Genomic DNA, 26576 nt, shown 5'->3' with positions numbered 1-26576 from the left:
TTTGGAGCAAAATAGCCTTGTAGGTAAGGTGGTAAATTCTAAAGCGGGAAGAGATATGCACAGAAGTTTTATTGTTGTAGGAATACTAAATAGTGAATATGTGTATATTTCTGATGGAAAGTTAAGAAAGATTGAAAAACCTAAAAAGAAGAAGGTTAAACATCTAAATTTTACTGACACAGTAGCTGAAGAAATTAGAGGTATAATTTTATCTGAAAAACAGGTTACTAATTCTAAAATTAAAATATTTTTGCAGTCTGCAGATATTGGTAAGGAGGTTTGATTACCTTATGTCAAAAGATGATATAATTGAAATGCAAGGTGTGGTATTAGAAACTTTGCCTAATGCAATATTTCAAGTTGAGCTTGAAAGTGGGCATAAAATACTAGCTCATATTTCAGGTAAGTTAAGAATGAATTTTATAAGAATATTACCAGGCGACAAGGTTACAGTAGAACTTTCTCCATATGATTTGACTCGTGGGAGAATAACTTGGAGAGATAAGTAATAAGGAGGGTTAGCTATGAAAGTAAGACCATCAGTTAAACCTATGTGTGAAAAATGTAAGATTATTAAAAGAAAAGGAAGAGTAATGGTTATCTGTGAAAATCCTAAGCATAAACAAAAACAGGGTTAATAGGTTTTATCTAAAAGTTATATAAATAAATATTAAATATCAAGATTAGTATATTTTAGGTGCGGCTGACAGTAAAATAACGATTTATTTTACTGACCTGAAATTTAATATATTAATAACAAACCGTCATTGCATCATTTTATATGTTACAGATGTTAAAAAAATTATAACAACAAGTACCTAGGAGGTGTAAACAGCAAATGGCAAGAATAGCAGGTATTGACCTACCAAGAGAAAAAAGAATTGAAATAGGTCTAACATATATATTTGGTATAGGATTACCAAAATCACATGAAATTCTTGAAGCTACAGGAGTAAATCCTGACACAAGAGTTAAAGACTTAAGTGAAGAACAAGTTAACGAACTTAGAACATACATCAACAAGAATTTTTTAATTGAAGGTGACTTAAGAAGAAAGGTTGCATTAGATATAAAAAGATTAATGGAAATTGGATGTTATAGAGGAATAAGACATAGAAAAGGTCTTCCAGTAAGAGGACAAAAGACTAAAACTAATGCTAGAACAAGAAAAGGCCCTAAGAAAACAATGGCGGGTAAGAAGAAATAGTAAGGAGGGAATGTAATGGCTCAAAAAGTTAAAAGAAGTAGAAGAAAAAAAGAAAGAAAAAATGTTGAGCACGGTTGTGCACACATAAAGTCTACTTTCAATAATTCCATCGTTACACTTACAGATGCAGCTGGAAATGCTTTATCTTGGGCAAGTGCAGGTGGATTAGGTTTTAGAGGATCAAGAAAGAGTACTCCTTTTGCAGCTCAAATGGCAGCAGAAACTGCTACAAAAGCAGCAATGGAGCATGGATTAAAGAGTGTTGACGTATTCGTTAAAGGACCCGGAGCAGGTAGAGAAGCGGCAATTAGATCACTTCAAGCAGCTGGATTAGAAATAACATTAATTAAAGATGTTACACCGATTCCACATAACGGATGCAGACCACCAAAAAGAAGAAGAGTATAGAAATAGGAGGTGTAATTTGAATGGCAAGATATACTGGAGCTACTTGTAGACTTTGCAGAAGAGAAGGTATGAAGCTAAACCTTAAGGGTGATAGATGCTTTACAGAAAAATGTGCATTTGCAAGAAGAGGCTATGCACCAGGACAACATGGACAGAGTAAGAAAAAAATGTCTAACTATGGATTACAATTAAGAGAAAAACAAAAAGCTAAGAGAATATATGGAGTACTTGAAAGCCAATTTAGAAGATACTATGAAAAAGCTGACAAGTTAAGAGGTATAACAGGTGAACACCTATTAAGACTTCTAGAAGTGAGACTTGATAACGTAGTTTATAGATTAGGTTACGGAAATTCAAGACAAGAAGCAAGACAATTAGTAACTCACGGACATTTCTTAGTAAACGGTAAAAAGGTAGATATTCCTTCTTATAGTTTATCAGTAAATGAAGTGGTATCTGCATGTGAAAAGAGCAGAGCTACTGAGAAGTTTAAGGTTTTCCTTGAAAATCCTAAAACTTTACCAAATTGGTTAGAAGCTAACTTAGAGAAGTTTGAAGGAAAAGTTATAGCACAACCAACTAGGGAAGATATAGATGTCCCTGTTAATGAAACGTTAATCGTAGAGTTATACAGCAGATAATCATTAATATAGAATCAGTTGCCCTCATAATAAGTTGCCAATTAAAAAAAAGGAGGGTTTAGTATGTTAGAAATAGAAAAGCCAAAAATAGAGTGTGTTGAAACTGCTGAAGATGGTTCATATGGTAAGTTTATAATTGAACCATTAGAAAGAGGTTATGGTATAACTTTGGGTAATGCATTAAGAAGGATTCTTCTTTCTTCATTACCGGGAGTTGCTACAAGTGCAGTTAAGATTGATACAGTACTTCACGAATTTTCCACAGTTAAAGGTGTTAAAGAAGATGTTACAGAATTAATTCTAAACATCAAAAGCTTAGCATTAAAAATGACTGGAGAAGGTCCTAGAACAATATATATTGATTCTAAAGGACCAGGAGTTGTTACTGGAGCAGATATCAAAACTGATGGTGATATAGAAGTTGTAAATAGTGATTTACATATAGCAACATTAGATGATAATGCTAAACTATATATGGAACTAACTGTTAACAAAGGTAGAGGATATGTGTCTCAAAGCAAAAATAAGACAGATGAATTACCTATAGCTACTATACCAGTAGACTCAATCTATACTCCAGTTAAAAGAGTAAACTTTACTGTAGAAAACACTAGAGTAGGCCAAGTAACAGATTATGATAAATTAACTATTGAAATTTGGACTAATGGAACAATTAGACCTGATGAAGCTATTGGTTTATCAGCTAAAATTCTTATCGAACACTTTAAGCTGTTTATGACATTAACAGATCATGCTGATAATGTTGAAATAATGGTGGAAAAAGAGGAAGATAAGAAAGAAAAAGTTCTTGAAATGACTATCGAAGAATTGGACCTTTCTGTTAGAAGCTATAATTGCTTAAAAAGAGCTGGAATTAATACAGTTCAGGAACTAACTGAAAGATCAATGGATGATATGATGAAAGTAAGGAATTTAGGAAAAAAATCACTTGAAGAAGTTGAACAAAAACTTCAAGCACTAAGCTTGAACTTAAAGCTAAGTGAAGAGTAAGGAGGTAAACACATGGCTATGTACCGTAAATTAGGACGCTCAACTGACCAAAGAATTGCGATGTTTAGAAGTCTTACAACTAACTTGTTGAAATATGGAAAAATTGAAACTACTGTGACTAGAGCAAAAGAAACTAGAAAGTTTGCTGAAAGAATGATAACTCTTGGTAAAAGAGGCGATCTTCATGCAAGAAGACAAGCGCTTGCGTTCGTTACAGAAGAAACAGTAGTATCAGATTTATTTGAAACTATTGCTCCAAAATACGCTGAGAGAAACGGCGGATATACTAGAATAATCAGAGTGGGTCCAAGAAGAGGCGATGCAGCAGAACTCGCTATAATTGAATTAGTATAGTTTGAGCAGTGGGGATTAAGTGGAACAAACTTAGTCCCCATTTTGCTATTGATATTTATGCTTAATATTCATATTTATTTATATATGTAGGGAGTGACACTTATGGGTGAAAAAATGGTTATATGTAATAAACTTGTTTATAAGTACCCTCAAAGTGAAAATGAACAACCAAAGGTTGCCATAGATGGACTAAATTTAGAGGTAAACAAGGGTGAATTTTTAGTAGTACTAGGTCATAATGGCTCAGGAAAGTCAACTTTTGCTAAACATGTAAATGCATTATTAGTACCTACTCAAGGGGAAGTCTATGTAGATGGACTTCAAACTTCTATAGAAGGCAATCTATGGAGCATTAGGAATGTAGCGGGGATGGTATTCCAAAATCCGGATAACCAAATCGTTGCAACTATTGTGGAAGAGGATGTTGCATTTGGTCCGGAAAACTTAGGAGTAGAACCTAAGGAAATCAGAAGACGAGTGGATGAATCATTAAAAAGTGTACAGATGTATGAGTATAAAAAACACGCTCCACATTTGCTTTCAGGTGGACAAAAACAAAGGGTAGCTATTGCTGGAATTCTTGCTATGATGCCAAAATGCATTGTATTCGATGAACCTACAGCCATGCTGGACCCATTTGGAAGAAAAGAAGTTATCAGAACGATAAAAGAAATAAACAAAACACATGGTATAACAATAATCTTAATAACTCATAACATGGAAGAAGCAATAGAAGCAGATAGAATTGTAGTTATGGATAATGGTAAAATTGTAATGAGTGGAAAGCCTAAAGATATATTTAAAAATGTGCCAGTTATGAAGGAAATAGGTTTAGATGTCCCACAAGTAACAGAACTAGCATATGAACTTAACCAAAATGGTGTTAATATAGAAACAGATATATTAACTATAAATGAGATGGTGGATGCATTATGTCAATTAAAATAGAAAACTTAAATTATATATATATGCCAAAAACTCCTTTTGAAAAGAAAGCTATAGATGATGTTTCTATAGAAATAAAACAAGGAGAATTTGTAGCCCTTATTGGACATACAGGCTCAGGCAAATCTACATTAATACAGCACATAAACGGATTGTTAAAGCCAACTTCAGGTAGAATATTAATAGACGACGTAGATATTACAAAGAAAAATATAAAACTTACGAATATAAGAAAGAAAGTTGGACTAGTATTTCAGTATCCTGAATATCAACTTTTTGAAGAAACTATTGAAAAAGACATTTCTTTTGGACCACAAAATTTAGGTCTAGATAATGATGAAATAAATAGAAGAGTTCAGAGAGCTATGAAAACTGTTGGGATGAACTATGAAGATTATAAGGATAAATCCCCCTTTGAAATAAGTGGTGGTCAAAAGAGAAGAGTGGCTATTGCAGGAGTAGTGGCTATGGAGCCCAATATCTTAATTCTAGATGAACCAACTGCTGGACTTGATCCTAAAGGAAGAGATGATATTCTAAGTAAAATTGTAGAACTATACGAAGAGAATGATATGACTATAATTTTGGTATCCCATAGCATGGAAGATGTGGCTAAGGTTGCAAATAGAGTTATAGTGATGGATAGTGGGAAATGTATACTAGACGGAACACCAAAAGAAATATTCAAGGAAATAGAGCTTTTGGAAAGAGTAGGGCTTGCAGTACCACAGGTGACTTACTTAATTAGAGAATTACGTAATAAAGGGTTTGATATACCTGAAGACATATTTACATTAGAGCGAGCAAAAGAAGAGTTACTTAGATTATTTAAAAGCAACTAGTATAAATTTTTTGTATGAATAAGAAATCATATACAAAATAGCAATATGTGCTTCTTATAATACATTGGAGGAATTTGTATGATAAAGGATATTACAATAGGTCAATACATACCAGGGGAGTCTTTTGTACATAAATTAGATCCAAGATTAAAGATACTAATATCTCTATTATTTATTATTGATCTATTCTTAGTAAATAATTTTAATGGCTATTTATTTGTACTTATATTTATTGTAGTTACAATACTAATAGCTAAATTACCTTTTAAGTATGTCTACAAAGGCTTAAAACCAATTTTTGCAATAGTACTTATTACCGCAGTATTGAATATTTTTATGACTAATGGAGAACATTTAGTTTTTCAGATTGGATTCATAAAGGTTTATAGGGAAGGTTTAATAACCGCAGCATTTATGATAGTTAGATTAGTGTTTTTAATTATTGGAACATCAGTATTAACACTAACTACTTCCCCAATAGAGTTAACTGATGGAATAGAGAATCTCTTGAATCCATTTAAAAGAATAGGTATACCAGCTCATGAATTGGCAATGATGATGACTATTGCATTAAGGTTTATACCTACCCTTATGGATGAGACTGATAAAATTATGAAAGCACAAATGGCAAGAGGTGCTGATTTTGAGTCTGGTAATTTAGTAAAAAGAGCTAAAAGTTTAATTCCTATTTTAGTACCATTATTTATAAGTTCTTTTAGAAGAGCTGATGAGCTGGCAATGGCTATGGAATCAAGATGCTATAAAGGTGGAGAAGGAAGAACTAGAATGAAAGAATTAAACATAACAAGAAGAGATTACCTTGCTAGTTTGGTGTTTGCACTGCTATTTGTTATAACCATTTTTAGCAGAACGTAATAAGATGCTAAAGTACAAAGGAAGTGAATCATTGAGAAATATAAAGCTTACAATGGAATATGATGGAACCAACTATGCAGGATGGCAGAGGCAACCAAGTGCCATAACTATTCAAGGGGTAATTGAAAGGGCCATTGAGGAAATCACAGGAGAAGAAATTGAAATTATAGGTTCTAGCAGAACGGATGCTGGAGTTCATGCAAAAGGGTATGTAGCTAATTTTCATACTAATAGCAAGATATCTATAGAAAAATTTACAGGAGCTATCAATAGTAAGCTTCCCTTAGATATTGTAATTTTACACTCTTCTGATGTACCGTATGAGTTTCATTCAAGGTATAATAGTACAGGAAAGAGATATAGTTATGCTATACTTAATAGGCGTGAAGCAGTTGCAGTTGGTCGTAATTATTTATATCATCACAAATGGACATTAGACACAGAGTCAATGAAAGAAGCTGCTGGGTATTTTATAGGTACCCATGACTTCTCCGCATTTAAAAATCTTGGTAGTTCAGCCAAAACTTCTGTACGGACCATCTCGGAGCTTCAGATTACAAAAGATGAAGATTTGATAAAGATATATATTGCTGCAGATGGATTTCTTTATAATATGGTGAGAATAATAGTGGGTTCACTAATTAGGGTTGGAGAAGGAAAGATTAAGCCTAATGAAATTAAAGATATAATTGAATCAAAACAGCGATCAAAGGCTGGAAAATCCGTTCCACCAGGTGGGCTATGTTTGGAAGAAGTGTTTTATTAAAATAAAAATAATAAAACCGGAATATCCTATGCAAAAACATTGACACACCCGGTAGAATGTATTATAATTATTAATGTTTGTATATGTTATCGTGTAATAAGATCCACTAGCCCCGGATCTTTAGCATAGAAATTAAAATTGTTAAAAGTTCAGGGAGGGAAAATAATGAAATCATACTTAGCAAAACCATTAGAAGTAGAAAGAAATTGGTTCGTTGTAGATGTAGAAGGACTAGTTTTAGGAAGAGCAGCAAGTCAAATAGCAGCAATATTAAGAGGAAAGCATAAGCCAACATTTACACCAAATGTTGATACAGGAGATTTTGTAATAGTAGTTAATGCTGACAAAATCGTTTTAACAGGTAAGAAATTGGACCAAAAGATGTTAAGACATCACTCTTTTTATCCAGGTGGATTAAAAGAAGTTCCATATAGAGTTGCTTTAGTTAAAAGACCTGAGTTCATATTTGAAGAGGCAGTAAGAAGAATGCTTCCAAAAGGACCATTAGGTCGTCAAACAGCTAAGAAATTAACTGTATACAGAGGACCAGAACATAAAAATGCAGCACAAAATCCACAAACATTAGTGCTTAAATACTAATCGAGTTCGAAGGGAGGAAATATAATGGCAAAGGTTCAATATTTAGGAACAGGAAGAAGAAAGAAATCAGTTGCGAGAGTTAGACTTGTACCTGGCGAAGGTAAAATTACTATAAATAAAAGAGACATAACAAACTATTTTGGATTAGAAACATTAATGCTTATAGTTAATCAACCATTAGTATTAACTGGAACTAAAGAAAAGTTTGATATTTTAGTAAATGTTCACGGTGGTGGATATACAGGTCAGGCTGGAGCAATAAGACACGGAATTTCTAGATCTTTACTTAAAGCTGACGAAACACTAAGACCAGAGCTTAAAAAAGCAGGATTTTTAACAAGAGATCCAAGAATGAAAGAAAGAAAGAAATATGGTCTTAAAAAAGCAAGAAAAGCATCTCAATTCTCAAAGAGATAATATTCTTGTATTTAAGAAGGAATATGCACTTATTAAAGGTGCATATTCCTTTTTTATATTATATGAGTTTGTGTACAAAATTATGTAGATAAGTTCAAATCCCATTAATGGAACTATTTTAAAAGAATTACCACAAGTACATCAAAAAGTAAATATAATTTATGTTATGTTTATGTTAAGATTCTTAAAATATATGTTAAATATGATGTAAATTGCTTAACAATTAGGTAGAAGATATAGTATTATTATATGGTAATTTAATATCAATAATAGAGTTAAGTATGGAGGGATTTCATGTATGTTGTAAATATAATTATTGGTCTTTTTGGAGGGTTGGGGTTATTCCTATATGGAATGAAAATGATGGGTGATGGTTTAGAAAATGCTTCGGGTGAAAAACTAAAGAAGATATTCGAGAAAATCACATCTAATCCAATTAAAGGTGTAGCAACAGGGGCTATAATAACAGGAATTATCCAAAGCAGTAGTGCAACTACAGTAATGGTTGTGGGCTTTGTTAATGCAGGGCTTATGAATTTATATCAAGCAGCTGCAGTGATTATGGGAGCAAATGTAGGAACTACGATAACTGCTCAGCTAATTGCATTTAAACTTGATAATATAATACCTATATTTTTAGGAATAGGTTCTCTAACAATATTATTTTCAAAAGGTAAAAAAGGTAAAGAAGCAGGAAACATTATATTAGGATTCGGTATTCTTTTCCTAGGAATGGAATTAATGAAGAATGCTATGTCTCCACTAGCAGATTCACCAGCCTTTGTAACCTTGATAGTTAAGTTAGAGGGAAATACTATACTGGGAATCCTAGTAGGTGCATTGATGACTGCAGTAATACAAAGTTCATCAGCGTCAACAGGTATTTTAGTGGCAATAGCTTCTACTGGGGCACTCCCACTGACAGTTGCAGTGCCAATTTTATTTGGTAATAATATAGGTACTTGTGTAACGGCTTTATTATCCAGCATAGGAACCTCTAAAACAGCAAAAAAAGCAGCTTTAATACACTTGTTTTTTAATATATTTGGTACTATAATTTTTATTCCATTAATTAATCCATTAGTAAGTCTTGTGCAACACTTATCACCTGGAGGAGTTTCCGACATAAAAAGACAAGTTGCAAATGCTCATACTATCTTCAACATTACGAATACAATAATAATGGTTCCATTTATAAAATATCTTGTTTTACTTGTTAATAAATTAATACCAGGCGAAGATGAAATAGAAACTATGGGTGTAAATTATATTGATGAAAGATTGCTAGAAACTCCAGTTATTGCGGTTGGGCAAACAACTAAAGAAGTAGTTAGAATGGCTAACTTAGCAAAAGAAAATGTGGAACTAGCTGTGATGTGTTTTATGAATAATGATGAAAAATCAATAAAAACTGTTTATGATAATGAAAAACTAATTAATTTACTGGAAGGTGAAATTACATCCTTTTTAGTGAAATTATCAAGTACAGAGTTATCAGAACTTCAAACTAATATAGTAACTTCTATGTTCCATGTAGTAAATGACATTGAACGTATAGGGGACCATGCAGAAAACTTAGCAGATTTATCTAGTGAAAAGATTCAAAAGAAACTAGAGTTTTCAAGTGAGGCTAAGGATGAATTAGAAGGCATGTTTAAATACATAGTTAATGCATTGGAAGTAAGCATCGAAAGTTTTGAAAATCAAGACTTAAAAAAGGCAGCATCAATTATGGCAATAGAAGATAGAATCGACAGTTTGGAAAAGGAATTACGCGCTTCACATATACGTAGGCTAAATAGTGGTGGTTGTAATGCTACAGTTGGAGCTGTATTCCTAGATGTTATTAGTAACTTTGAGAGAATAGGAGATCATGCAACCAATATTGCCGAAGTAGTAATAAACAAATAATCATAATTTAAGTTGTAATAATATGCTATGAAAGGGTATCAGCTAAGATTTTTAGTTGGTGCCTTTTTTATTTTACTAAGAATTATATTAATACCTATATTTATACATCTGAAGTAAGAATAGAAATGATAATAAATCACCTAGGAGTTGAATAAGATTAACGATAGAAATAAATAAAGGGTGGGTGCATTGAAATACAGAAATAATAAATTAATAGCAGTAGTAATAGTAATTTTTGCTGGAATGGTCGGTTTGTTGGGGTCAAATTTAAACTTTGCAAAAGAAGCAATGAAAACCAATAAAGAGTTACAAGTAGGGGACAAGATTATACTTATTGATGCTGGTCATGGGGGAATGGATGGTGGAGCAAGTTCCAAAAGTGGTACTACAGAAAAAGATATTAATTTAAGTATAGCAACAAAACTTAAAGAGAGTTTGCAAAAGATAGGATATAAGGTGGTTATGACAAGAGAGGTTGGTACGGAACTCTACTCAACTGATGGAACTATAAGACAAAGGTATAATGAAGATTTAAAAAGAAGATGCGATTTAAAGAAATCTAGTAACTGCGACATGTTAATTAGTATTCATTTAAATCATTTTTCTGAGAGTAAATATTATGGAGCACAAGTATGGTATTCAAGTTATAAAGATAGCATTACGCTTGCAGGTATAACACAGAAAAATCTTAGAGTAGATTTAGACCCTAGCAACAAGAGGGTGCAAAAGCCTGCTAAAAATTCGTATAAGATACTTAGGGAATATGATACTATGCCTGGTATTATTGTTGAATGTGGATTTTTATCAAATTACGAAGAAGAACAAAAATTAAAATCAGAAGAATATCAACAAAAAATTGCAGACACTATAATCAAATCTGTAGGAGAATTTTTTAATAATATTTCAGTGGACTAAAAAATTATAATAAAATAGGTTTTGATAATGGGGAGGGAGGCGTAATATTCTAGGAATATGCCTCCTTATTATTTGAATGGACTTTTTAAGTAAAGCCAATTGTAAATGAGCATATATTAGGGATGACATAACAAGGCTTCTAGAAATTGAAATCAAGAGCAAATAGCAAAAAAACTAAGAATAAGCTAGAATAACAAGTGTAATTTCAGTAAACAACTAAAAATAACAATAAACGATTATAAACCGATGATTGTAATGGATTGGTCCACATGGTATCCTATAGAAGGTAGTGGACTAGTCCATTAATCCAATATGCTTTGGGAGGGATTTTTATTAACATCGAGATAAATAAAAAGAGTGGAGTACCACTTTATATACAAGTAAAAAAACAGATTATGGATGAAATAAAAAAGGGAACTCTCAAGGTTGGAACGAAAATGCCTACAGAAAGAGAATTGTCTCAAGGTTTAAAGGTAAGCAGAAATACTATAAGTACTGCATATAATGATCTAGAGCAAGAAGGTGCTTTAAAATCCTATCAAGGAAAGGGCACTTTTGTAGTTGAAGAAGCTGTATCTTGGGAGAACCATGATATCAAGAAAAAGATAATGAGGTTTGTGGACTGGGGGTTAGAGGAAGCATTAGAAATCGGAATGAACCCAGAAGAGTTTTTAGATATAGTTAAACAAAGGGTAAATGAAAAGAAGCAAATAATGGACAAGATTGTTGCGGTATATGTAGAGTGCAACATAGAACAAGCCATAATGTTTAGTGGTCAGCTTAGTAAGAATAGCAATATGAACGTAATGTATGTAACGGTCAGTGAGTTAGAAAAGATGGATAAGAACACTAAAGACAAGATTGAAAGTGCAGAATTTATAATAACTACATTCAATCACATTAATAAAGTTACAAGGTTAACTGAGGGACTTAATAAGGAGATTTTAGGAGTTGCAATAACTCCAAACTTAGAACCAATAGTTAAAATTGCTAGATATGGTGCAAATACAAAATTCGGATTCATGTGTATCTCTGAAGAATTTATGTTTAAGATAAAGGGAGCATTGGAAAGGGCAGGGTTATCTGAAGTTGATATAACATACTCGAATACTACTGATGAGAATGAGATTAAAGATATAATTGAAAGATCAGATGTTATGATAGTATCTCCAGGTAGGTATAAAGATATTAAAAATTTAAATTCTGATAATAAGGAAATAATTCAATTTTTATATAGTCTTGATGATGGCTCGGTAAAAGCGCTTAGGTCAAAGATTATTGAAATAAAGTTCAATAAATAATATATTAAAAAAAACAACAAACTATTAGGAGGCTTTTTAAAAATGGAAAAAAAGACTTTAATTCTAGGAGTAATAGGATCAGATTGTCATGCTGTTGGAAATAAGATTTTAGATTATGCTTTAACGGAAGCTGGTTTTAATGTTATAAACATAGGCGTGCTATCACCACAAGAGGATTTCATAAATGCAGCCGTGGAAACTAATGCTGATGCTATAATAGTATCTTCATTGTATGGTCACGGAGAAATTGACTGCAGAGGTATGCGAGACAAATGTAATGAAGCAGGCTTAGATGGAATATTCCTTCTTGTAGGTGGAAACATAGTTGTTGGAAAACAAAATTGGGAAGAAGTATACAATAAATTTAAAGCAATGGGATTTGATAGAATATATCCACCAGGAACATCATTAGAAACAACAATAAATGATTTAAGAGAAGGATTAGGTATATCATAAAATTAATTGAGGTGTTGTAAGTGGATGCATATTTACTTATTGATTTTGGAAGTACATACACAAAACTAACTGCTGTAGATTTAGAAAAAGAAGAAATAATTGCTACAGCTAAAGACATAACTACAATTCAAGATGACATAATGATAGGATTTGAAAAAGCCTATTCTAAAATAGAAGAAATACTTAAAGATAAAGAAGTTAACTTTATTAATAAGTTAGCATGCTCCTCAGCCGCAGGAGGCCTTAAAATGATAGCAATTGGTCTAGTTCCAGATTTAACAGCAGAGGCTGCTAAAAGAGCGGCACTTGGAGCAGGGGCTAGAGTATTAAAAGTGTATAGCTATGAATTGACTTTGGATGAAATTGAAGAAATTAAAAGTTCAGACCTAGATATTATATTGCTTGCAGGTGGAACCAATGGTGGCAATAAGGAATGTATAATACACAATGCAAAAATGCTTGCTGATAATAAAGTTAAATTACCAATAGTCGTAGCTGGGAATAAAGTAGCAAGCGATGAAGTAAGAGAAATATTCAATGAAGCTAAAATGTATTTTAGCATTACTGAAAATGTAATGCCAAGTTTAAATGTACTAAATGTAGAGCCAGCCAGAGAAGAAATTAGAAAAGTATTTATGGAAAAGATAATAGATGCTAAGGGACTAAGGAATGCAGAGGATTATGTAAAAGGTATTTTAATGCCAACTCCAGCTGCTGTACTAAAAGCTGCAAGGATATTGAGCCTAGGAAGTGATGAAGAAAAAGGCCTAGGAGATTTAATAATCGTTGATATTGGTGGAGCTACAACAGATGTACATTCTATGGCAGATGGTGAACCTACTAAAGTAGGAGTTAATGTACGTGGACTTGAAGAACCTTTTGCTAAAAGAACCGTTGAAGGGGACCTTGGTATGAGATACTCAGCGGTTTCACTAAGAGAAGCAGCTGGTAGCAGGAAAATGAGAAAATATTTAGGTGATACAGAAAGAAAAATTGATATTGATGCAAATTGTAAGTATAGAATAGAGAATGTAAAAATGGTTCCAACTACAGAGGAAGAAATACATTTTGATGAGGCTATGGCAAAAGTAGCTACAGAGTTATCAATGGAAAGGCATGTAGGGACAATTGAAAGTGCATACACACCAATGGGAGCTATGTATACTCAAATAGGAAAAGATCTTATGGAAGTGAAGTATATGATAGGAACAGGTGGGGTGCTAGTGCATAGCCATAATCCACAAGATATTTTAAAAGCAGGAGCATTTGATGCTGAAAATCCAATGTATTTAAAGCCACGAAATCCAATGTATTTGATTGATAAAACTTATATTTTATCGGCCATGGGATTACTTGCTAAAGATTATCCGGATAAAGCTGTTAGAATTATGAAAAAGTATTTAGTGAAAGTATAATATTAGGAGGCAATTTTAATGGAATTAAGAAATAAAAAATGGACTAATGATGAGTTCTTTGAGGTTAGAAAAGAAGTATTAAACCAATGGTCAACAGGTAGCGAGGTAGATTTAGAAGAAGCCATAGAATACAATAAAAAAATTCCTGACCATAAAAACTTTGCGAAAAAATTAGTTAAAGCTAAAGAAGAAGGTATAACACTTGCACAACCAAGAGCTGGGGTTGCGTTAATTGACAAGCATATCGAATTATTAAACTTTTTAGAACAGGAAGGTGGAGCAGATTTGCTACCATCAACAATAGATAGTTACACAAGACAAAATAGATATGATGAATGCGAAGTAGGAATAAAGGAAAGTATAAAGGCAGGAAGATCTCTACTAAACGGATTTCCAGGAGTTAACCATGGAGTTAAAGGCTGTAGACAAGTTTTTGAAGCAATAAATGTTCCATTAGAATCAAGACATGGTACTCCAGATGGAAGATTATTAGCTGAAATAACTCATGCTTCAGGTTGGACTTCAAATGAAGGCGGCGGTATTTCTTATAATATCCCATATGCTAAAAATGTAACCTTAGCAAAAACAATTTTGGACTGGCAATATTGTGATAGACTTGTTGGTTTTTATGAAGAACAAGGAATATCTATTAATAGAGAACCTTTTGGACCACTAACAGGAACTTTAGTTCCACCAAGTACATCAAATGCCATTGCAATAATCGAAGCTTTACTTGCTGCAGAGCAAGGAGTTAAAAACATTACAGTTGGATATGGTCAGTGCGGAAATTTAATACAAGACGTAGCAGCTATAAGAGCATTAGAAGAGCAGTGTGACGAATACTTAAAAGCTAATGGTTATAAAGATATATATATAACAACGGTTTTACATCAATGGATGGGAGGCTTCCCGGCAGATGAAGCAAAAGCTTTTGGAGTTATATCTACAGGAGCTGCAACAGCTGCACTAGCAGGAGCAACAAAAGTTATAGTTAAAACTACTCATGAAGCTATAGGAATTCCTACAAAAGAAGCGAATGCTCAAGGAATAAAAGCTACAAAGATGACTTTAAACTTATTAAGAGGTCAAAGAATGCCTATGTCTCAAGAGCTTAAAACAGAGATGGAAGTAATAAAAGCTGAGACAAAGTGTATGATAGACATGATATATGAAATAGGAAAAGGAGATCTAGCTACAGGATCAGTTAAAGGCTTTGAAATGGGAATTATTGATGTTCCATTTGCACCAAGTAAATATAATGCTGGTAAAATGATGCCTGCAAGAGATAATAATGGAGCAATAAGATATCTAAAGTTTGGTAACATACCATTTACGCAAGAATTAAAGAATTTTAATATGAAAAAACTCGAAGATAGAGCGAAATTCGAAAATAGAGAAGTAAGCTTCCAAATGACAATAGATGATATATTTGCAGTAGGAAAAGGTGTTCTTATAGGAAGACCAGAAAAGAAATAAATAATTAATAATTATATTAAAAATTATAGAAGGATAGGCTTAACAATTGATAATTGTTAAGTACTTATAAGGAATACAGGAGGCTTAACAATTGATAATTGTTAAGTACTTATAAGGAATACAGGAGGGATAATATGAAAATTATTGATGTGGTATGTTCAACAGGAAGAACAGGATTTTATTTTGACGATCAAAGAGCTATAAAAAAGGGTGCAGCGCATGATGGATTTACATATGTAGGTGAAGCAGTAACAGAAGGATTTACATCTATTAGACAAGCAGGGGAGTCAATATCAGTAATGCTTATACTTGAGGATGGTCAAGTAGCACATGGAGATTGTGCAGCAGTACAATATTCTGGAGCAGGCGGAAGAGATCCATTATTCCTTGCAGAAGATTTTATACCAGTTATAGAAAAAGAAATAGCACCAAAATTAATAGGTAGAGAATTAGAAAGCTTTAAAACACTTGCAGAAGAGTTTGACCACATGTTAGTTAATGGTAAAAGGCTTCATACAGCAATAAGATATGGAGTAACTCAAGCTATTCTTGATGGTGTAGCTAAAGCTAAAAAAGTAACTATGGCAGATATTGTACGTGATGAATATAACACTGGAGTAGACATTAAAAGAATTGATATTTTCACACAATCTGGGGATGATAGATATGATAACGCAGATAAAATGATTATAAAAGGTGCAGACGTAATGCCTCACGCTTTAATAAACCATGTTGCTGATAAATTAGGTAATAAAGGTGAAAAATTACTTGCTTATGTTCAGTGGTTAAGTGCTAGAGTATTAAAATTAAGAACTAGTGAAGATTATAATCCAGTATTCCACATAGATGTATATGGAACAATTGGAGTTGCATTTAACAATGATATAAAAGCTATGGCTGATTATATTGAAACCTTAGGAGAGGCTGCAAAACCATTCCATTTAAGAATTGAAGGACCAATGGACGTTGAGCATAGAGAAAGACAAATGGAAGCATTAAGAGATTTAACAGCTGAAATTGATAATAGAAACATTAACGTAGAACTTGTTGCAGACGAATGGTGCAATACATATGAGGATATAGTATTGTTTGCAGACAATAAAGCAGGCCATATGCTTCAAATAAAAACACCAGATTTAGGTGGAGTTAACAATATAATTGAATCAGTATTATATTGTAAAAAATTAAAAGTAGGAGCATATGTTGGTGGAACATGTAATGAAACTAACAGATCTGCAGAAGTGTGCACAAACATAGCAATTGCTTGTGGAGCAGATCAATGCTTGGCAAAACCAGGTATGGGTGTAGATGAAGGATATATGATTGTTAATAATGAAATGAATAGAGTTGTAGCTTTAGTTAACAGAAGAAAATAAGTTAGGAATAAATTTGGGATGAATATTTAAAGTAGGCGGTTTATGTAAACTGCCTTTTCCCATATTGAAATATTCGAATTGTTGACGGTGCAATGTATTAAGTGATGAATTGCTCAGAAGATGATGATTGAAGGAGGAAATGAATGAGAGAAATAAATATAGCTGAAATAACAAAAACCATAAGGGATTTATGTATAAGTGCTAACTACAATCTTTCTGATGATATAAGAAATCAATTACTAAAGGCTAAGGAGAAGGAAACCTGGGATATAGCCAAAGGTGTTCTAGATAAGATTTTAATAAATGCAGATATAGCAGCAAATGAAAAAATGCCAATGTGCCAAGATACAGGCATGACATGTGTATTCATAGAGATTGGCCAAGATGTTCATATAGTAGGTGGAAGTCTTGAAGATGCTATTAATAAAGGTGTTGCAGCGGGATACGAAGATGGCTTTTTAAGAAAGTCGGTAGTTAAAGACCCAATAGAAAGAGTAAATACAAAAGATAACACTCCAGCAGTTATATATTATGATATAGTTTCAGGAGATAAATTAAAAATAACTGTAGCTCCAAAGGGATTTGGTTCAGAAAATATGAGTCAAATTAAAATGTTAAAACCATCAGATGGTCTTAAAGGAGTTAAAGAGTTTATTTTAAAAGTAGTAAAAGAAGCTGGTCCTAATCCATGTCCACCTATAGTTGTGGGTGTAGGCATAGGAGGAACCTTTGATAAGGCAGCAAATATTGCTAAAAAGGCTGCGGTTAGATCTACTGATAAAGCAAACTCAAATCCTTTCTATGCTGAGCTTGAAAAAGAGCTTACAGAAGAAATAAATAAGCTAGGTATAGGACCACAGGGGTTTGGTGGAAGAACTACAGCCTTAGCTGTTAATATTGAAACCTATCCAACGCATATAGCAGGTCTACCAGTGGCAGTAAATATAAATTGTCATGCTGCAAGACATGCTACTGCAGTGCTTTAATAAGGGGAGGGAAATATTTATGGAGAAAAGAATAAGTACACCACTTACAAAAGATAAAGTTAAAGATTTAAAAGCAGGGGACAGCGTTCTATTATCTGGTGTTATATATACTGCAAGAGATGCAGCTCATAAAAGACTAGTAGATTTAATTGATAATGGAGAAGAACTTCCTATGGATGTTAAAGATTCAGTTATATATTATGTTGGGCCAACTCCAGCAAAGCCTGGAATGGCACTGGGATCTGCAGGACCAACTACTAGCTACAGAATGGATGCTTATGCACCAAAACTTTTAGAAAAAGGTTTAAGTGGAATGATAGGCAAAGGGCTTAGGTCAAAAGAGGTTGTAGATTCCATGGTTAAAAATGGTGCGGTATACTTTGCAGCCATTGGTGGAGCAGGAGCGTTAATAGGAAAATGTGTAAAGAAAGCAGAAATAGTAACTTATGAAGATTTAGGTTCTGAAGCTATAAGAAGACTTGAAGTAGAAGATCTGCCTATAGTTGTTGTAATAGATAGTGAAGGCAACAATCTATATGAGCAAGGTCAAAATGCATATTTAGCAAGTATAAAATAAACTAGAATTAAGTTATAGTGTGAGGTGATACCATGGAAATAAATAAACCATCCAAAGCAGGAACAATGGAATCTAACGATATATATGTAATGCTTATGCCAAATCCTAAGGGTGGTATTGAAATAAATCTTCAAAGTATTGTTATGAAACAATTTGGAGAGGAAATTGAAAGAGTAATACTAGAAACACTTAGGGAATTACAAGTGGAAAATGTTATAGTAAATGCTCAAGATAAAGGTGCATTAAACTATACAGTAAAAGCTAGAATAGAAACTGCTACAAAAAGAGCTCAGTAAGAGGTGAATTGTATGAAAAAGTTGAGAAGAACTATGCTTTTTATGCCTGGGAATAATCCAGGAATGCTTCAAAATGCAGGAATCTTAGGGGCAGACTCAATTATATTAGATTTAGAGGATGCTGTAAGTCTAACAGAAAAAGATAGCGCTAGGATTTTAGTAAGGGAAGCAATAAAGAACATAGATTATATTAATGTAGAAGTAGTAGTTAGGGTAAATCCATTTACTACCGAATTTGCAGGGCAGGATATTGACGTAATTGCAAGGGTTAAACCAGATGCACTTATGATACCAAAAGCTACGGAGGAAGAACTTGCGGCTATTGGTGAAATACTTACAAACATAGAAGCAGAGGAAGGTTTTGAAAAAGGAAGTATAAAACTACTTCCAATAGTTGAAACAGCTTATGGAGTTGAAAATGTTTATAATATAATAAAGTCTTCCGATAGAATCGTGGGAGTGCTACTTGGAGGAGAGGATTTAACTTCTGATTTAGGTATAAAAAGAACAAAAGAAGGCGAAGAAGTATTTTATGCAAGAAATAGAGTAGCAATTGCCTGCAAAGCTATGAAGGTGGATTCTATTGATACCCCATTTACAGATACCAATGATTTTGAGGGTTTAGAAAAAGATACTAGAAAAGCCAAGAGTTTAGGGCTTACAGGGAAAGCTGCAATAAATCCAAGGCAAATTGATACCATTCACGGCGTGTACGCTCCTAGTGGCGAAGAAATAAAGTACGCAAAAAGAGTTCTAGAAGCTATGGAAGAAGCAGAACAAGAAGGTAAGGGCGTATTCTCATTAGACGGTAAGATGGTAGATGCTCCGGTTATAAATAGAGCTAAAAACACAGTAGAGCTTGCAAAGCTTTTAGGTTTAATATAAAATCGACTTTAAAAGTTGTGAAGAAAGCTACTTTAGTGGATTAGTTAATTGAGGTGATAATAATGAAAAATATATTAGGTAGGGAAATACCAGAATATATAGAAGGGTATGGAAAAGTAACTCAATTTGAAGGCGTATTTAAACATGCCGGAATTAAACTAAGAAAAGAAACAAAGTTAAACTCTGTAACACCAAACCATGAAAAGGTTTTGGGTAGTATAGAGGAAGTTTTAAAGAATGTTCAATTAAAGGATGGCATGACAATTTCTTTTCACCATCATTTAAGAAATGGGGATAAGGTATTGAATTTAGTAGTTGAGGCTATTGCAAAGGCAGGAATAAAAGATATTACTTTAGCTGCAAGCTCTTTATTCCCCAATAATGTACCGTTGATTGAGCATATAAAAAATGGGGTCATTACTAAGATTGTGACTAATTATATGTCTGGGCCTGTGGCACAAGAAATTTCTAGGGGTATATTAAAAACACCAGTGACTATGCATACTCATGGCGGACGCGCTAGAGCCATAGAGAGTGGAGATCTGCATATAGATGTAGCATTTATTGCAGCACCAACAGCAGATGAATACGGAAACGTAAGTGGACTATACGGAAAGTCAGCTTGTGGAGCGTTAGGTTATGCAGTAGCAGATGCTGAGTGTGCAGATAAGGTAGTAGCAGTAACAGATAACTTGGTGCCTTATCCAACTTGTCCTATAGAAATAAGCCAAATATATATAGATTATATAGTGAAGGTGGATTCTATCGGTGACCCAGCTGGAATAGTATCAGGTACTACAAAGATTACTAAAGATCCTGTAGGACTTAAAATAGCTAAAATGGCAAAGGATGTTATGGTAGCTTCAGGACTTGTTAAAAATGAAATGTCCTTTCAAACAGGCGCAGGTGGGATTTCACTAGCTGTAGCTGCAGAATTAAGAAAGCATATGAAAGAAAAGGGAATAGTAGGTAGCTTTGCTTCAGGCGGAATAACTGGATATATTGTAGATATGTTTGAAGAAGGATTATTTAGAACTTTATTTGATGTTCAATGTTTTGATTTACAGGCAGTAAGATCCTATGTAGGAACCCATAAACATCAAAGAATGTCTGCTTCTATGTATGGAAACCCAGATAACAAAGGTGCAGTTGTAAATAACTTAGACATAGTTATCTTAGGGGCTACAGAAATAGATACTAATTTTAATGTTAATGTAACTACAGGATCAGATGGTGCTATAATGGGTGGGTCTGGAGGCCATAGTGACACGGCAGCGGGAGCTAAGCTTACAATAATAGTTACACAATTAATGAAGGCAAGACTTCCAATTATTAAGGAAAGTGTAACTACAATAACAACCCCAGGCGAAAGTATCGATGTTATTGTAACAGAAAGAGGCATAGCGGTTAATCCTAAAAGAACAGATATACTTGAAAAATTAAGAAATACAAATCTTCCAATAATGACTATTGAAGAATTAAAAGCAATAGCTGAAAAAATGACGGGTAAACCAAAAGCTATTGAGCTCTCAGATGAAATAGTTGCAGTTATAGAATATAGGGATGGGTCAGTAATTGATGTAGTTAGAAGACCCTTATAAGAACTTATAAGACGTTATAAGACACAAAACAAAGCTGAAAATAAAACTTTCCAGCTTTGTTTTATATGCATAAGGGCATATTTTGGGGCGAATCGGAAGCCTTCATAAGGGGGATTGCCATGTATGGATTTAATGTTGAAAAGATTAACCTAAAGCATGAAGATGAGGTAAAAGAAGTAAGGGACTTTTTACAAACATTTCATCTAGAACTTGATGATAATGTTGATTATACAGTAGTAATTAGAGAAAATCAGGAGATTAAAGCCACCTGCTCTAAGTCTCAAAATGTGTTTAAATGTTTTGCAGTTTCAGATGAGTTAAGAGGCGAAGGTGTAGCAGCAACACTAATGGGAGCAGTATCAGATAAGCTTTTTGATGAAGGGATTTATCATAGTTTTATATTTACTAAGATAGAAAACATTCATATATTCACATCTCTTGGCTATAAAATTATACATGAAATAGAGAATGTGGCTCTACTAGAGAGCGGAATATATGATATAGAAAAATACTTAAAGGACATACAAAGGGAATACAACATAGATATAAGTGCTAAAAAGTCAGCTTTAGTTATGAATTGTAATCCTTTCACACTAGGACATAGGTATTTAATAGAAGAGGCTGCAAGGCAAAGTGACCAGGTTCTAGTATTTATAGTTGAAGAAGATAAATCCTCATTTCCATTTATTCATAGATATGCAATGGTTAAAGAAGGTGTTTCTCACTTAAAAAATGTTCGAGTGATTAAAGGCGGAGAATATATCATTTCACGAGCTACCTTTCCATCTTATTTTTTAAGAAAAGAGGATGAAATATTACGAGCCTATACTACATTAGATGCATCAATCTTTGGAAGATATTTTTGCAAGTCATTAAATATAACCAAAAGATTTATAGGAGAAGAGCCTTATTGCAAAGTTACCAATGCTTATAATGAGTCCTTAAAAGATATTTTACCTACATATGGGGTAGAAGTTATAGAGATACAAAGAAAATCATATAAGTCAGATGTTATTAGTGCTTCTAAGGTTAGAAAGTTAATCAAAGAAGGACAAATATCAGAAATAGAGAACATAGTGCCTAGCTCAACTTGGAAGTTTTTAAATACTACACAAGGAAAGGAGATAATGGAGAAAATAAAATCCAGCGATTCTCCACACTAAAAACATATGTATACAGCAGAAGATATATTGTTAGAAAGAGAAAGAAGAATTGAATATCAAGAAGAACTAGTTAAGCAATATAAAATGCCAATGCTAGTTATTAGGGTTAACTATCCAGGACTTGATAAAGATAATTCCTTGTCACAAGGTATAATTAAGGTCATGGAGCAAGAGATTTCTGAAATATTAACTGATTCTATTCATTACAAAAAAAGTATAAGAGCTGCGGAAGGTCCTATTGTGATTATGTGCATAAAGAAGACTGCAAGGGATATTAAAGCAGTGACTCTTAATATAGAAAGCAATCATATTTTAGGAAGATGCGTGGACATAGATGTATATGATGACAGAGGAATAGGCATTAGCCGCTTAGAGCTTGGATTAGCTATGAGGAAATGTTTTATTTGTGATGATATTGCTCATAATTGTGTACGAGGTAGAAAACATAGCTTAGATGAAGTTGAAGGCTTTATAAAAAGAAAATTTGCAGAATATATGGAGAGGTCCTATGAAGAATAAGTATTTAATATCACATGAAGCTTTTGTTATAGCAGGGTATGCAATTGAAGCAATGCTATGTGAAGTAGCTGCATATCCATCACCGGGGTTAGTATCCTCTGTCTCAAGAGGAGCCCATAGAGACATGGATCACTATACTTTTATTAAAAGCACATCTATTTTAAGCAAGTATATGGTGCTATTTGCTGAGGAAGGATACTCAAATAAGACTCCTGGTGAGATATTTAAGGCTATTAGGTCAATAGGAATAGAGGCAGAGAATGAAATGTTTGAGGGCACCAATGGTGTAAATACTCACAAAGGTATGATTTTTCTTTTAGGCATAAGTTGTGCTGCTGTAACAAAAGCCATTTACCATAAGATAAGTTTTTCTGAAATTCAAGGAATAATAAAGCAAATGACCAAGGGACTTGTTCAGGAAGAACTATCTTCTATGGATAAAGAAAAAGCTACAAGTCACGGAGAAAAATTATTTTTAAAGCATAAAATAGAAGGAATAAGAGGTCAAGTAGAGAGAGGCATTCCCTTGGTATTTGATTATTCCCTTGAAGTATATAAAGAAAATAAAGATCTGGAGTTAAACGATAGATTAATACATACACTCCTATGCATTATGAAATATTGTGAGGATTCTAATATTATTCACAGACATTCAATGGATACACTAAAAAATGTGCAGCAAAAGGCCCAAAAAATAGTCTCTTTAGGTGGAATGACTACAGAAATAGGGAAAGAAGCAATAGAGACTCTGAACAAAGAATTTATTAAAGATTATATAAGCCCAGGAGGATCAGCAGATCTTTTAGCTGTAACTGTATTCTTTAACTCTGTGGAGGAATACATGAATACTTTATAACAACCGTGCATTATTTTTGTGGATTAATTGAATTCTTAATTTAAGTTGGGGATAACTTTAGGGGAAATAATTTAAATAACTTTATAATGAAATAAAGTTATTTGTAGTAATGTAATTCACCTAAGATCTACTGGATGGATACACTTGTGCCATAAGGAATAGAAGTATATATATATTTAGCATCGTCAATGGCAAGCCTTATACAACCATGAGATAGAGGTGTTCCAAGTCTACCATCTTGTATATTCTCATTATTATCAAGGAGTACAGTATGAAATAGATAATTACCATAAAACTGTGTATAGTAATTGCAAATAGTATTTGATCCTGCCCTAAACATTGGACCTTTATCTTTAATTGTAAAATCACCTTTTACAGTGGGGGTAGAGGCTTTTCCAGTTGAACATATAAAGGATTTATCTAAAACCCATTTATCCTCTGACTTTGTAAAAATGTTTACCCGCTGATTTGATAAATCTACTTTAATATAATAGTTTGTTTTGCTAGTAGCCTTTGGAGAATTTATTGATGATTCTAGCTCGCTAACAGACTTATAATTATTTAATGCAATTGTAGATGTAGTATTTTTACTGCTTGAAACTGAGGCTATCTTGGTGTTAAATCCTATATTTTTATCTGGGGGGATATTAAGCTTTTCTAGAGTTTTTGGACCAACGGCGCCGTCGATACCTAAGTTGCAGCGATATTGAAAGTTTAATATGGAATCATAAGTAAGGGCACTAAATAAGCCATCTTCCTCTAGCTTATAGCCATATTCATTTAACTTATGTTGGATGTATTTTACAGCGTCACCATTGTCACCAATTTTAAGCACAACATCTGGAACCTTAACCACAACAGTTTTTTCAGGTAGTGGTTTTTTAATTTCAGGTGTTTTTTCTATTGATTTTAATTGTTCGGATTCTTCTTTATTCTCCTCTGTTTTGCTTTTAGGTAAGCTACTAGTAAATTGTTTTACTAAAGGAAAAAGTTTAGCTTGATTTTCTTTAATAGGAAAAGCTATAAAGTCTATTTTCAAAATATTTATGCTTTTAGATAATGAAGTTGATTCTTTCACATGCTTATTATATAAAGAGAAACAAGTTAAAAGTAATAAAACTATTAGTAGATAAACTAAACTTTTTTTACCCATAGAACTCCCTTTTATTAATTGATATCAATGCCATAATATGAAATAGATTAAGTTTTGTTACAGATTATATATTAAAGCTAGAGCTTGAAATTTATGAATATCAAAAGTGAGGAAAAAAGTTAAATCCTATGTTATAATTGAAATACTCATAATATAGGAAATAAAAGGTGAAATCATGGATAAGGCAGGAAAAATATATGTAAAAGCAATGAATAAGTATAACGATGGGTATATAGACAAGGCCTTAGAACTTTGTGAAAAAAGTATTTCTATAAATAGTGCAAATTCTGCTGCTTTAAATTTAAAGGGTATTTTATACTATCTAAAAGGCGATTTAGACAATGCTAAAAAGATGTGGAATATAAGTTACAAAAGGAATAACGATGAAGTGTCAAAAAAATACCTAAGAGATGCTATAAAGGATAAAGAAAAGTTGCAACTTTACATTAATGCTTTAGAGCTTATAAAGCAACTTAATATATCTGAAGCACTAGAAATATTAAAGCAGTGTGGAAACAGTCACTTTAACTTTATTAATGTGAATAATAATATAAGTCTTTGCTATATAAAACAAGGTGAGTATGACAAAGCACTAAACCACATAAATGAGGTTTTGAAAGTAGATAAAAGAAATACCCAAGCCAGTACGAACAAAAAAACATTAATAGAGTATGGCAACTTGAAAAAAGAAATGAACTACAAAAAAATACTTATAGTTACTGCTAGTATATTTTTAATAACATCTATACTGTTTATAGGTAAGATATATATGCATACCGTAAAAGATATTTCAATAGCAGGTATAGAAAAGATACAAAGTGGAATAAACCGAGTTAGGGGTAAAAATAAGGGAGAAACCAAGAGTTTAGAAAACATAGAAATTAATAAACTTGAAGGAGTTAAAAAAGATGCTAAAGTAGAAAATCAGGATACAGGCAAGAAGGAAGTGAAACCTTCAGAAAATAAAGCTGATGAAACATCAAAGTTCCCACAAGAATTATTTACTGAAAGTATAAAAAGTAAGAACATGGAGCAAATAAATGAGTATATAAACAAGTGGCAAAATGCAGATCTTACAATGAACCAAAAGTTACTTGTAATAAAAGGTCAAGAAATTATTAAAAGTGATGGAGTACAATATTTTTATGAAAAAGGAACAAGTTATATAAAGGAAAATAACTTTGTTGAAGCTCAAAAATATCTGTTGTATGCATTACCATATTCTAAAGATAATTATTTGCAAGAACATATTATCTATATGTTAGCAGTAAACTATAAAGCTAACTCTGACTTTGAAAATGCGATTAAGTACTATGAGATGAGTTTAAAACAATTTCCTAGTGGAACTTATGCTGAGGAAGTTCTGTACAATTTAATTATTATAAATAAGGATGTTAACAAAGACAAGGCAAAGGCTTATGCACAAATGCTTACAAAACAGTTTCCAAATTCACAATATAATAATACTATAGTTAAAGATATATTAAAGTAATAAGGCATCTTCAAGTTTTACTTTGGGTATACTATTTTTAAATAGTAGAGCTGATACTTATAATTTATAGCACTAATCAAAAGGCAGATTTACCATGATGGTAATTCAAAATATTATTGACTAGTCACATA

31 protein-coding genes are annotated in these 26576 nt (G+C 32.8%); 30 read left to right on the top strand and 1 reads right to left on the bottom strand.

Going from position 1 to position 26576, the window contains the following annotated elements; genetic code table 11:
- Window position 1: 1 nt before the first annotated feature.
- The 29 genes from LGK97_RS10900 to citG all read left to right on the top strand — a co-directional run bounded on the left by LGK97_RS10900 (window position 2) and on the right by citG (window position 23800).
- Window positions 2-283 carry a KOW domain-containing RNA-binding protein gene (locus tag LGK97_RS10900; RefSeq protein WP_226259801.1) on the top strand — a complete coding sequence of 94 codons (282 nt, stop codon included), beginning with the start codon at window positions 2-4 and terminating at the stop codon, window positions 281-283.
- Between the two features lie 7 nt (window positions 284-290).
- Entirely contained in the window at window positions 291-509 is a 219-nt protein-coding gene (gene infA / locus LGK97_RS10895) for a translation initiation factor IF-1 (protein WP_125002904.1), read from the top strand.
- Window positions 510-524: 15 nt separating this feature from the next.
- A complete protein-coding gene (rpmJ, locus tag LGK97_RS10890; protein ID WP_007062395.1) occupies window positions 525-638 on the top strand; it encodes a 50S ribosomal protein L36 in 114 nt (37 codons plus the stop codon).
- Window positions 639-838: 200 nt separating this feature from the next.
- Entirely contained in the window at window positions 839-1207 is a 369-nt protein-coding gene (rpsM, locus tag LGK97_RS10885) for a 30S ribosomal protein S13 (RefSeq protein ID WP_226259800.1), read from the top strand.
- A 15-nt stretch (window positions 1208-1222) separates the two neighbouring features.
- Window positions 1223-1615 carry a 30S ribosomal protein S11 gene (rpsK, locus tag LGK97_RS10880; RefSeq protein WP_226259799.1) on the top strand — a complete coding sequence of 131 codons (393 nt, stop codon included), beginning with the start codon at window positions 1223-1225 and terminating at the stop codon, window positions 1613-1615.
- Between the two features lie 20 nt (window positions 1616-1635).
- Complete coding sequence (gene rpsD / locus LGK97_RS10875) at window positions 1636-2256, top strand: 30S ribosomal protein S4 (RefSeq protein ID WP_226259798.1); 621 nt, start codon at window positions 1636-1638, stop codon at window positions 2254-2256.
- A 63-nt stretch (window positions 2257-2319) separates the two neighbouring features.
- Window positions 2320-3267 (top strand): DNA-directed RNA polymerase subunit alpha, encoded by a 948-nt coding sequence (locus LGK97_RS10870; protein ID WP_226259797.1) that lies wholly within the window; start codon window positions 2320-2322, stop codon window positions 3265-3267.
- Window positions 3268-3279: 12 nt separating this feature from the next.
- Entirely contained in the window at window positions 3280-3621 is a 342-nt protein-coding gene (gene rplQ, locus LGK97_RS10865; protein ID WP_226259796.1) for a 50S ribosomal protein L17, read from the top strand.
- A gap of 102 nt (window positions 3622-3723) precedes the next feature.
- Entirely contained in the window at window positions 3724-4569 is an 846-nt protein-coding gene (locus LGK97_RS10860; protein WP_226259795.1) for an energy-coupling factor transporter ATPase, read from the top strand.
- Entirely contained in the window at window positions 4554-5408 is an 855-nt protein-coding gene (locus LGK97_RS10855; protein ID WP_226259794.1) for an energy-coupling factor transporter ATPase, read from the top strand. The genes LGK97_RS10860 and LGK97_RS10855 overlap by 16 nt, the downstream gene beginning before the upstream one ends.
- A gap of 78 nt (window positions 5409-5486) precedes the next feature.
- Window positions 5487-6284 (top strand): energy-coupling factor transporter transmembrane component T family protein, encoded by a 798-nt coding sequence (locus LGK97_RS10850; RefSeq protein ID WP_226259793.1) that lies wholly within the window; start codon window positions 5487-5489, stop codon window positions 6282-6284.
- A 31-nt stretch (window positions 6285-6315) separates the two neighbouring features.
- A complete protein-coding gene (gene truA, locus LGK97_RS10845; RefSeq protein ID WP_226259792.1) occupies window positions 6316-7050 on the top strand; it encodes a tRNA pseudouridine(38-40) synthase TruA in 735 nt (244 codons plus the stop codon).
- 165 nt (window positions 7051-7215) lie between these two features.
- Window positions 7216-7650: a 50S ribosomal protein L13 gene (gene rplM, locus LGK97_RS10840; RefSeq protein ID WP_226259791.1), complete on the top strand. Its 435-nt coding sequence runs from the start codon at window positions 7216-7218 to the stop codon at window positions 7648-7650.
- Between the two features lie 24 nt (window positions 7651-7674).
- On the top strand, window positions 7675-8067 hold the full coding sequence (gene rpsI, locus LGK97_RS10835; protein WP_226259790.1) for a 30S ribosomal protein S9: 393 nt from the start codon (window positions 7675-7677) through the stop codon (window positions 8065-8067).
- A gap of 294 nt (window positions 8068-8361) precedes the next feature.
- Window positions 8362-9978: a Na/Pi cotransporter family protein gene (locus tag LGK97_RS10830; RefSeq protein WP_226259789.1), complete on the top strand. Its 1617-nt coding sequence runs from the start codon at window positions 8362-8364 to the stop codon at window positions 9976-9978.
- Window positions 9979-10167: 189 nt separating this feature from the next.
- Window positions 10168-10893, top strand: a complete 726-nt coding sequence (cwlD, locus tag LGK97_RS10825) for an N-acetylmuramoyl-L-alanine amidase CwlD (RefSeq protein WP_226259788.1) — start codon at window positions 10168-10170, stop codon at window positions 10891-10893.
- 317 nt (window positions 10894-11210) lie between these two features.
- On the top strand, window positions 11211-12194 hold the full coding sequence (locus LGK97_RS10820) for a GntR family transcriptional regulator (protein ID WP_264175018.1): 984 nt from the start codon (window positions 11211-11213) through the stop codon (window positions 12192-12194).
- Between the two features lie 42 nt (window positions 12195-12236).
- Window positions 12237-12650 carry a methylaspartate mutase subunit S gene (gene glmS / locus LGK97_RS10815; protein WP_226259787.1) on the top strand — a complete coding sequence of 138 codons (414 nt, stop codon included), beginning with the start codon at window positions 12237-12239 and terminating at the stop codon, window positions 12648-12650.
- A 20-nt stretch (window positions 12651-12670) separates the two neighbouring features.
- Window positions 12671-14065 carry a methylaspartate mutase accessory protein GlmL gene (glmL, locus tag LGK97_RS10810; RefSeq protein ID WP_226259786.1) on the top strand — a complete coding sequence of 465 codons (1395 nt, stop codon included), beginning with the start codon at window positions 12671-12673 and terminating at the stop codon, window positions 14063-14065.
- A gap of 18 nt (window positions 14066-14083) precedes the next feature.
- On the top strand, window positions 14084-15541 hold the full coding sequence (locus LGK97_RS10805; protein WP_226259785.1) for a methylaspartate mutase subunit E: 1458 nt from the start codon (window positions 14084-14086) through the stop codon (window positions 15539-15541).
- Window positions 15542-15675: 134 nt separating this feature from the next.
- Window positions 15676-16917: a methylaspartate ammonia-lyase gene (locus tag LGK97_RS10800; protein WP_226259784.1), complete on the top strand. Its 1242-nt coding sequence runs from the start codon at window positions 15676-15678 to the stop codon at window positions 16915-16917.
- Between the two features lie 143 nt (window positions 16918-17060).
- Window positions 17061-17903: a fumarate hydratase gene (locus LGK97_RS10795; protein WP_226259783.1), complete on the top strand. Its 843-nt coding sequence runs from the start codon at window positions 17061-17063 to the stop codon at window positions 17901-17903.
- A 19-nt stretch (window positions 17904-17922) separates the two neighbouring features.
- Window positions 17923-18480: a Fe-S-containing hydro-lyase gene (locus tag LGK97_RS10790; protein ID WP_226259782.1), complete on the top strand. Its 558-nt coding sequence runs from the start codon at window positions 17923-17925 to the stop codon at window positions 18478-18480.
- Window positions 18481-18512: 32 nt separating this feature from the next.
- The gene (gene citD / locus LGK97_RS10785) at window positions 18513-18776 is read left to right on the top strand and encodes a citrate lyase acyl carrier protein (protein ID WP_226259781.1); all 264 of its coding nucleotides are present in this window, start codon (window positions 18513-18515) and stop codon (window positions 18774-18776) included.
- A 12-nt stretch (window positions 18777-18788) separates the two neighbouring features.
- The gene (locus tag LGK97_RS10780) at window positions 18789-19661 is read left to right on the top strand and encodes an HpcH/HpaI aldolase/citrate lyase family protein (RefSeq protein ID WP_226259780.1); all 873 of its coding nucleotides are present in this window, start codon (window positions 18789-18791) and stop codon (window positions 19659-19661) included.
- 62 nt (window positions 19662-19723) lie between these two features.
- Complete coding sequence (citF, locus tag LGK97_RS10775) at window positions 19724-21262, top strand: citrate lyase subunit alpha (protein ID WP_226259779.1); 1539 nt, start codon at window positions 19724-19726, stop codon at window positions 21260-21262.
- A 119-nt stretch (window positions 21263-21381) separates the two neighbouring features.
- Complete coding sequence (gene citC, locus LGK97_RS10770) at window positions 21382-22425, top strand: [citrate (pro-3S)-lyase] ligase (protein WP_226259778.1); 1044 nt, start codon at window positions 21382-21384, stop codon at window positions 22423-22425.
- Window positions 22426-22431: 6 nt separating this feature from the next.
- Window positions 22432-22944 carry a citrate lyase holo-[acyl-carrier protein] synthase gene (gene citX, locus LGK97_RS10765; protein ID WP_226259777.1) on the top strand — a complete coding sequence of 171 codons (513 nt, stop codon included), beginning with the start codon at window positions 22432-22434 and terminating at the stop codon, window positions 22942-22944.
- Window positions 22934-23800 carry a triphosphoribosyl-dephospho-CoA synthase CitG gene (citG, locus tag LGK97_RS10760; protein WP_226259776.1) on the top strand — a complete coding sequence of 289 codons (867 nt, stop codon included), beginning with the start codon at window positions 22934-22936 and terminating at the stop codon, window positions 23798-23800. The genes citX and citG overlap by 11 nt, the downstream gene beginning before the upstream one ends.
- Before the next feature lie 127 nt (window positions 23801-23927).
- On the opposite strand, the gene LGK97_RS10755 is transcribed toward citG, so the two are convergent.
- Window positions 23928-24953: a L,D-transpeptidase family protein gene (locus tag LGK97_RS10755; protein ID WP_226259775.1), complete on the bottom strand. Its 1026-nt coding sequence runs from the start codon at window positions 24951-24953 to the stop codon at window positions 23928-23930.
- Window positions 24954-25128: 175 nt separating this feature from the next.
- On the opposite strand from LGK97_RS10755, the gene LGK97_RS10750 reads away from it, so the two are divergent.
- Window positions 25129-26445, top strand: coding sequence for a tetratricopeptide repeat protein (locus LGK97_RS10750; protein ID WP_226259774.1), 1317 nt, complete (start codon window positions 25129-25131; stop codon window positions 26443-26445).
- Window positions 26446-26576: the final 131 nt, after the last annotated feature.

It is taken from the genome of Clostridium sp. CS001 (assembly GCF_020443565.1).
Classification (GTDB): domain Bacteria; phylum Bacillota; class Clostridia; order Clostridiales; family Clostridiaceae; genus Clostridium_AD.
This window is presented reverse-complemented; position numbering and strand designations above follow the sequence as displayed.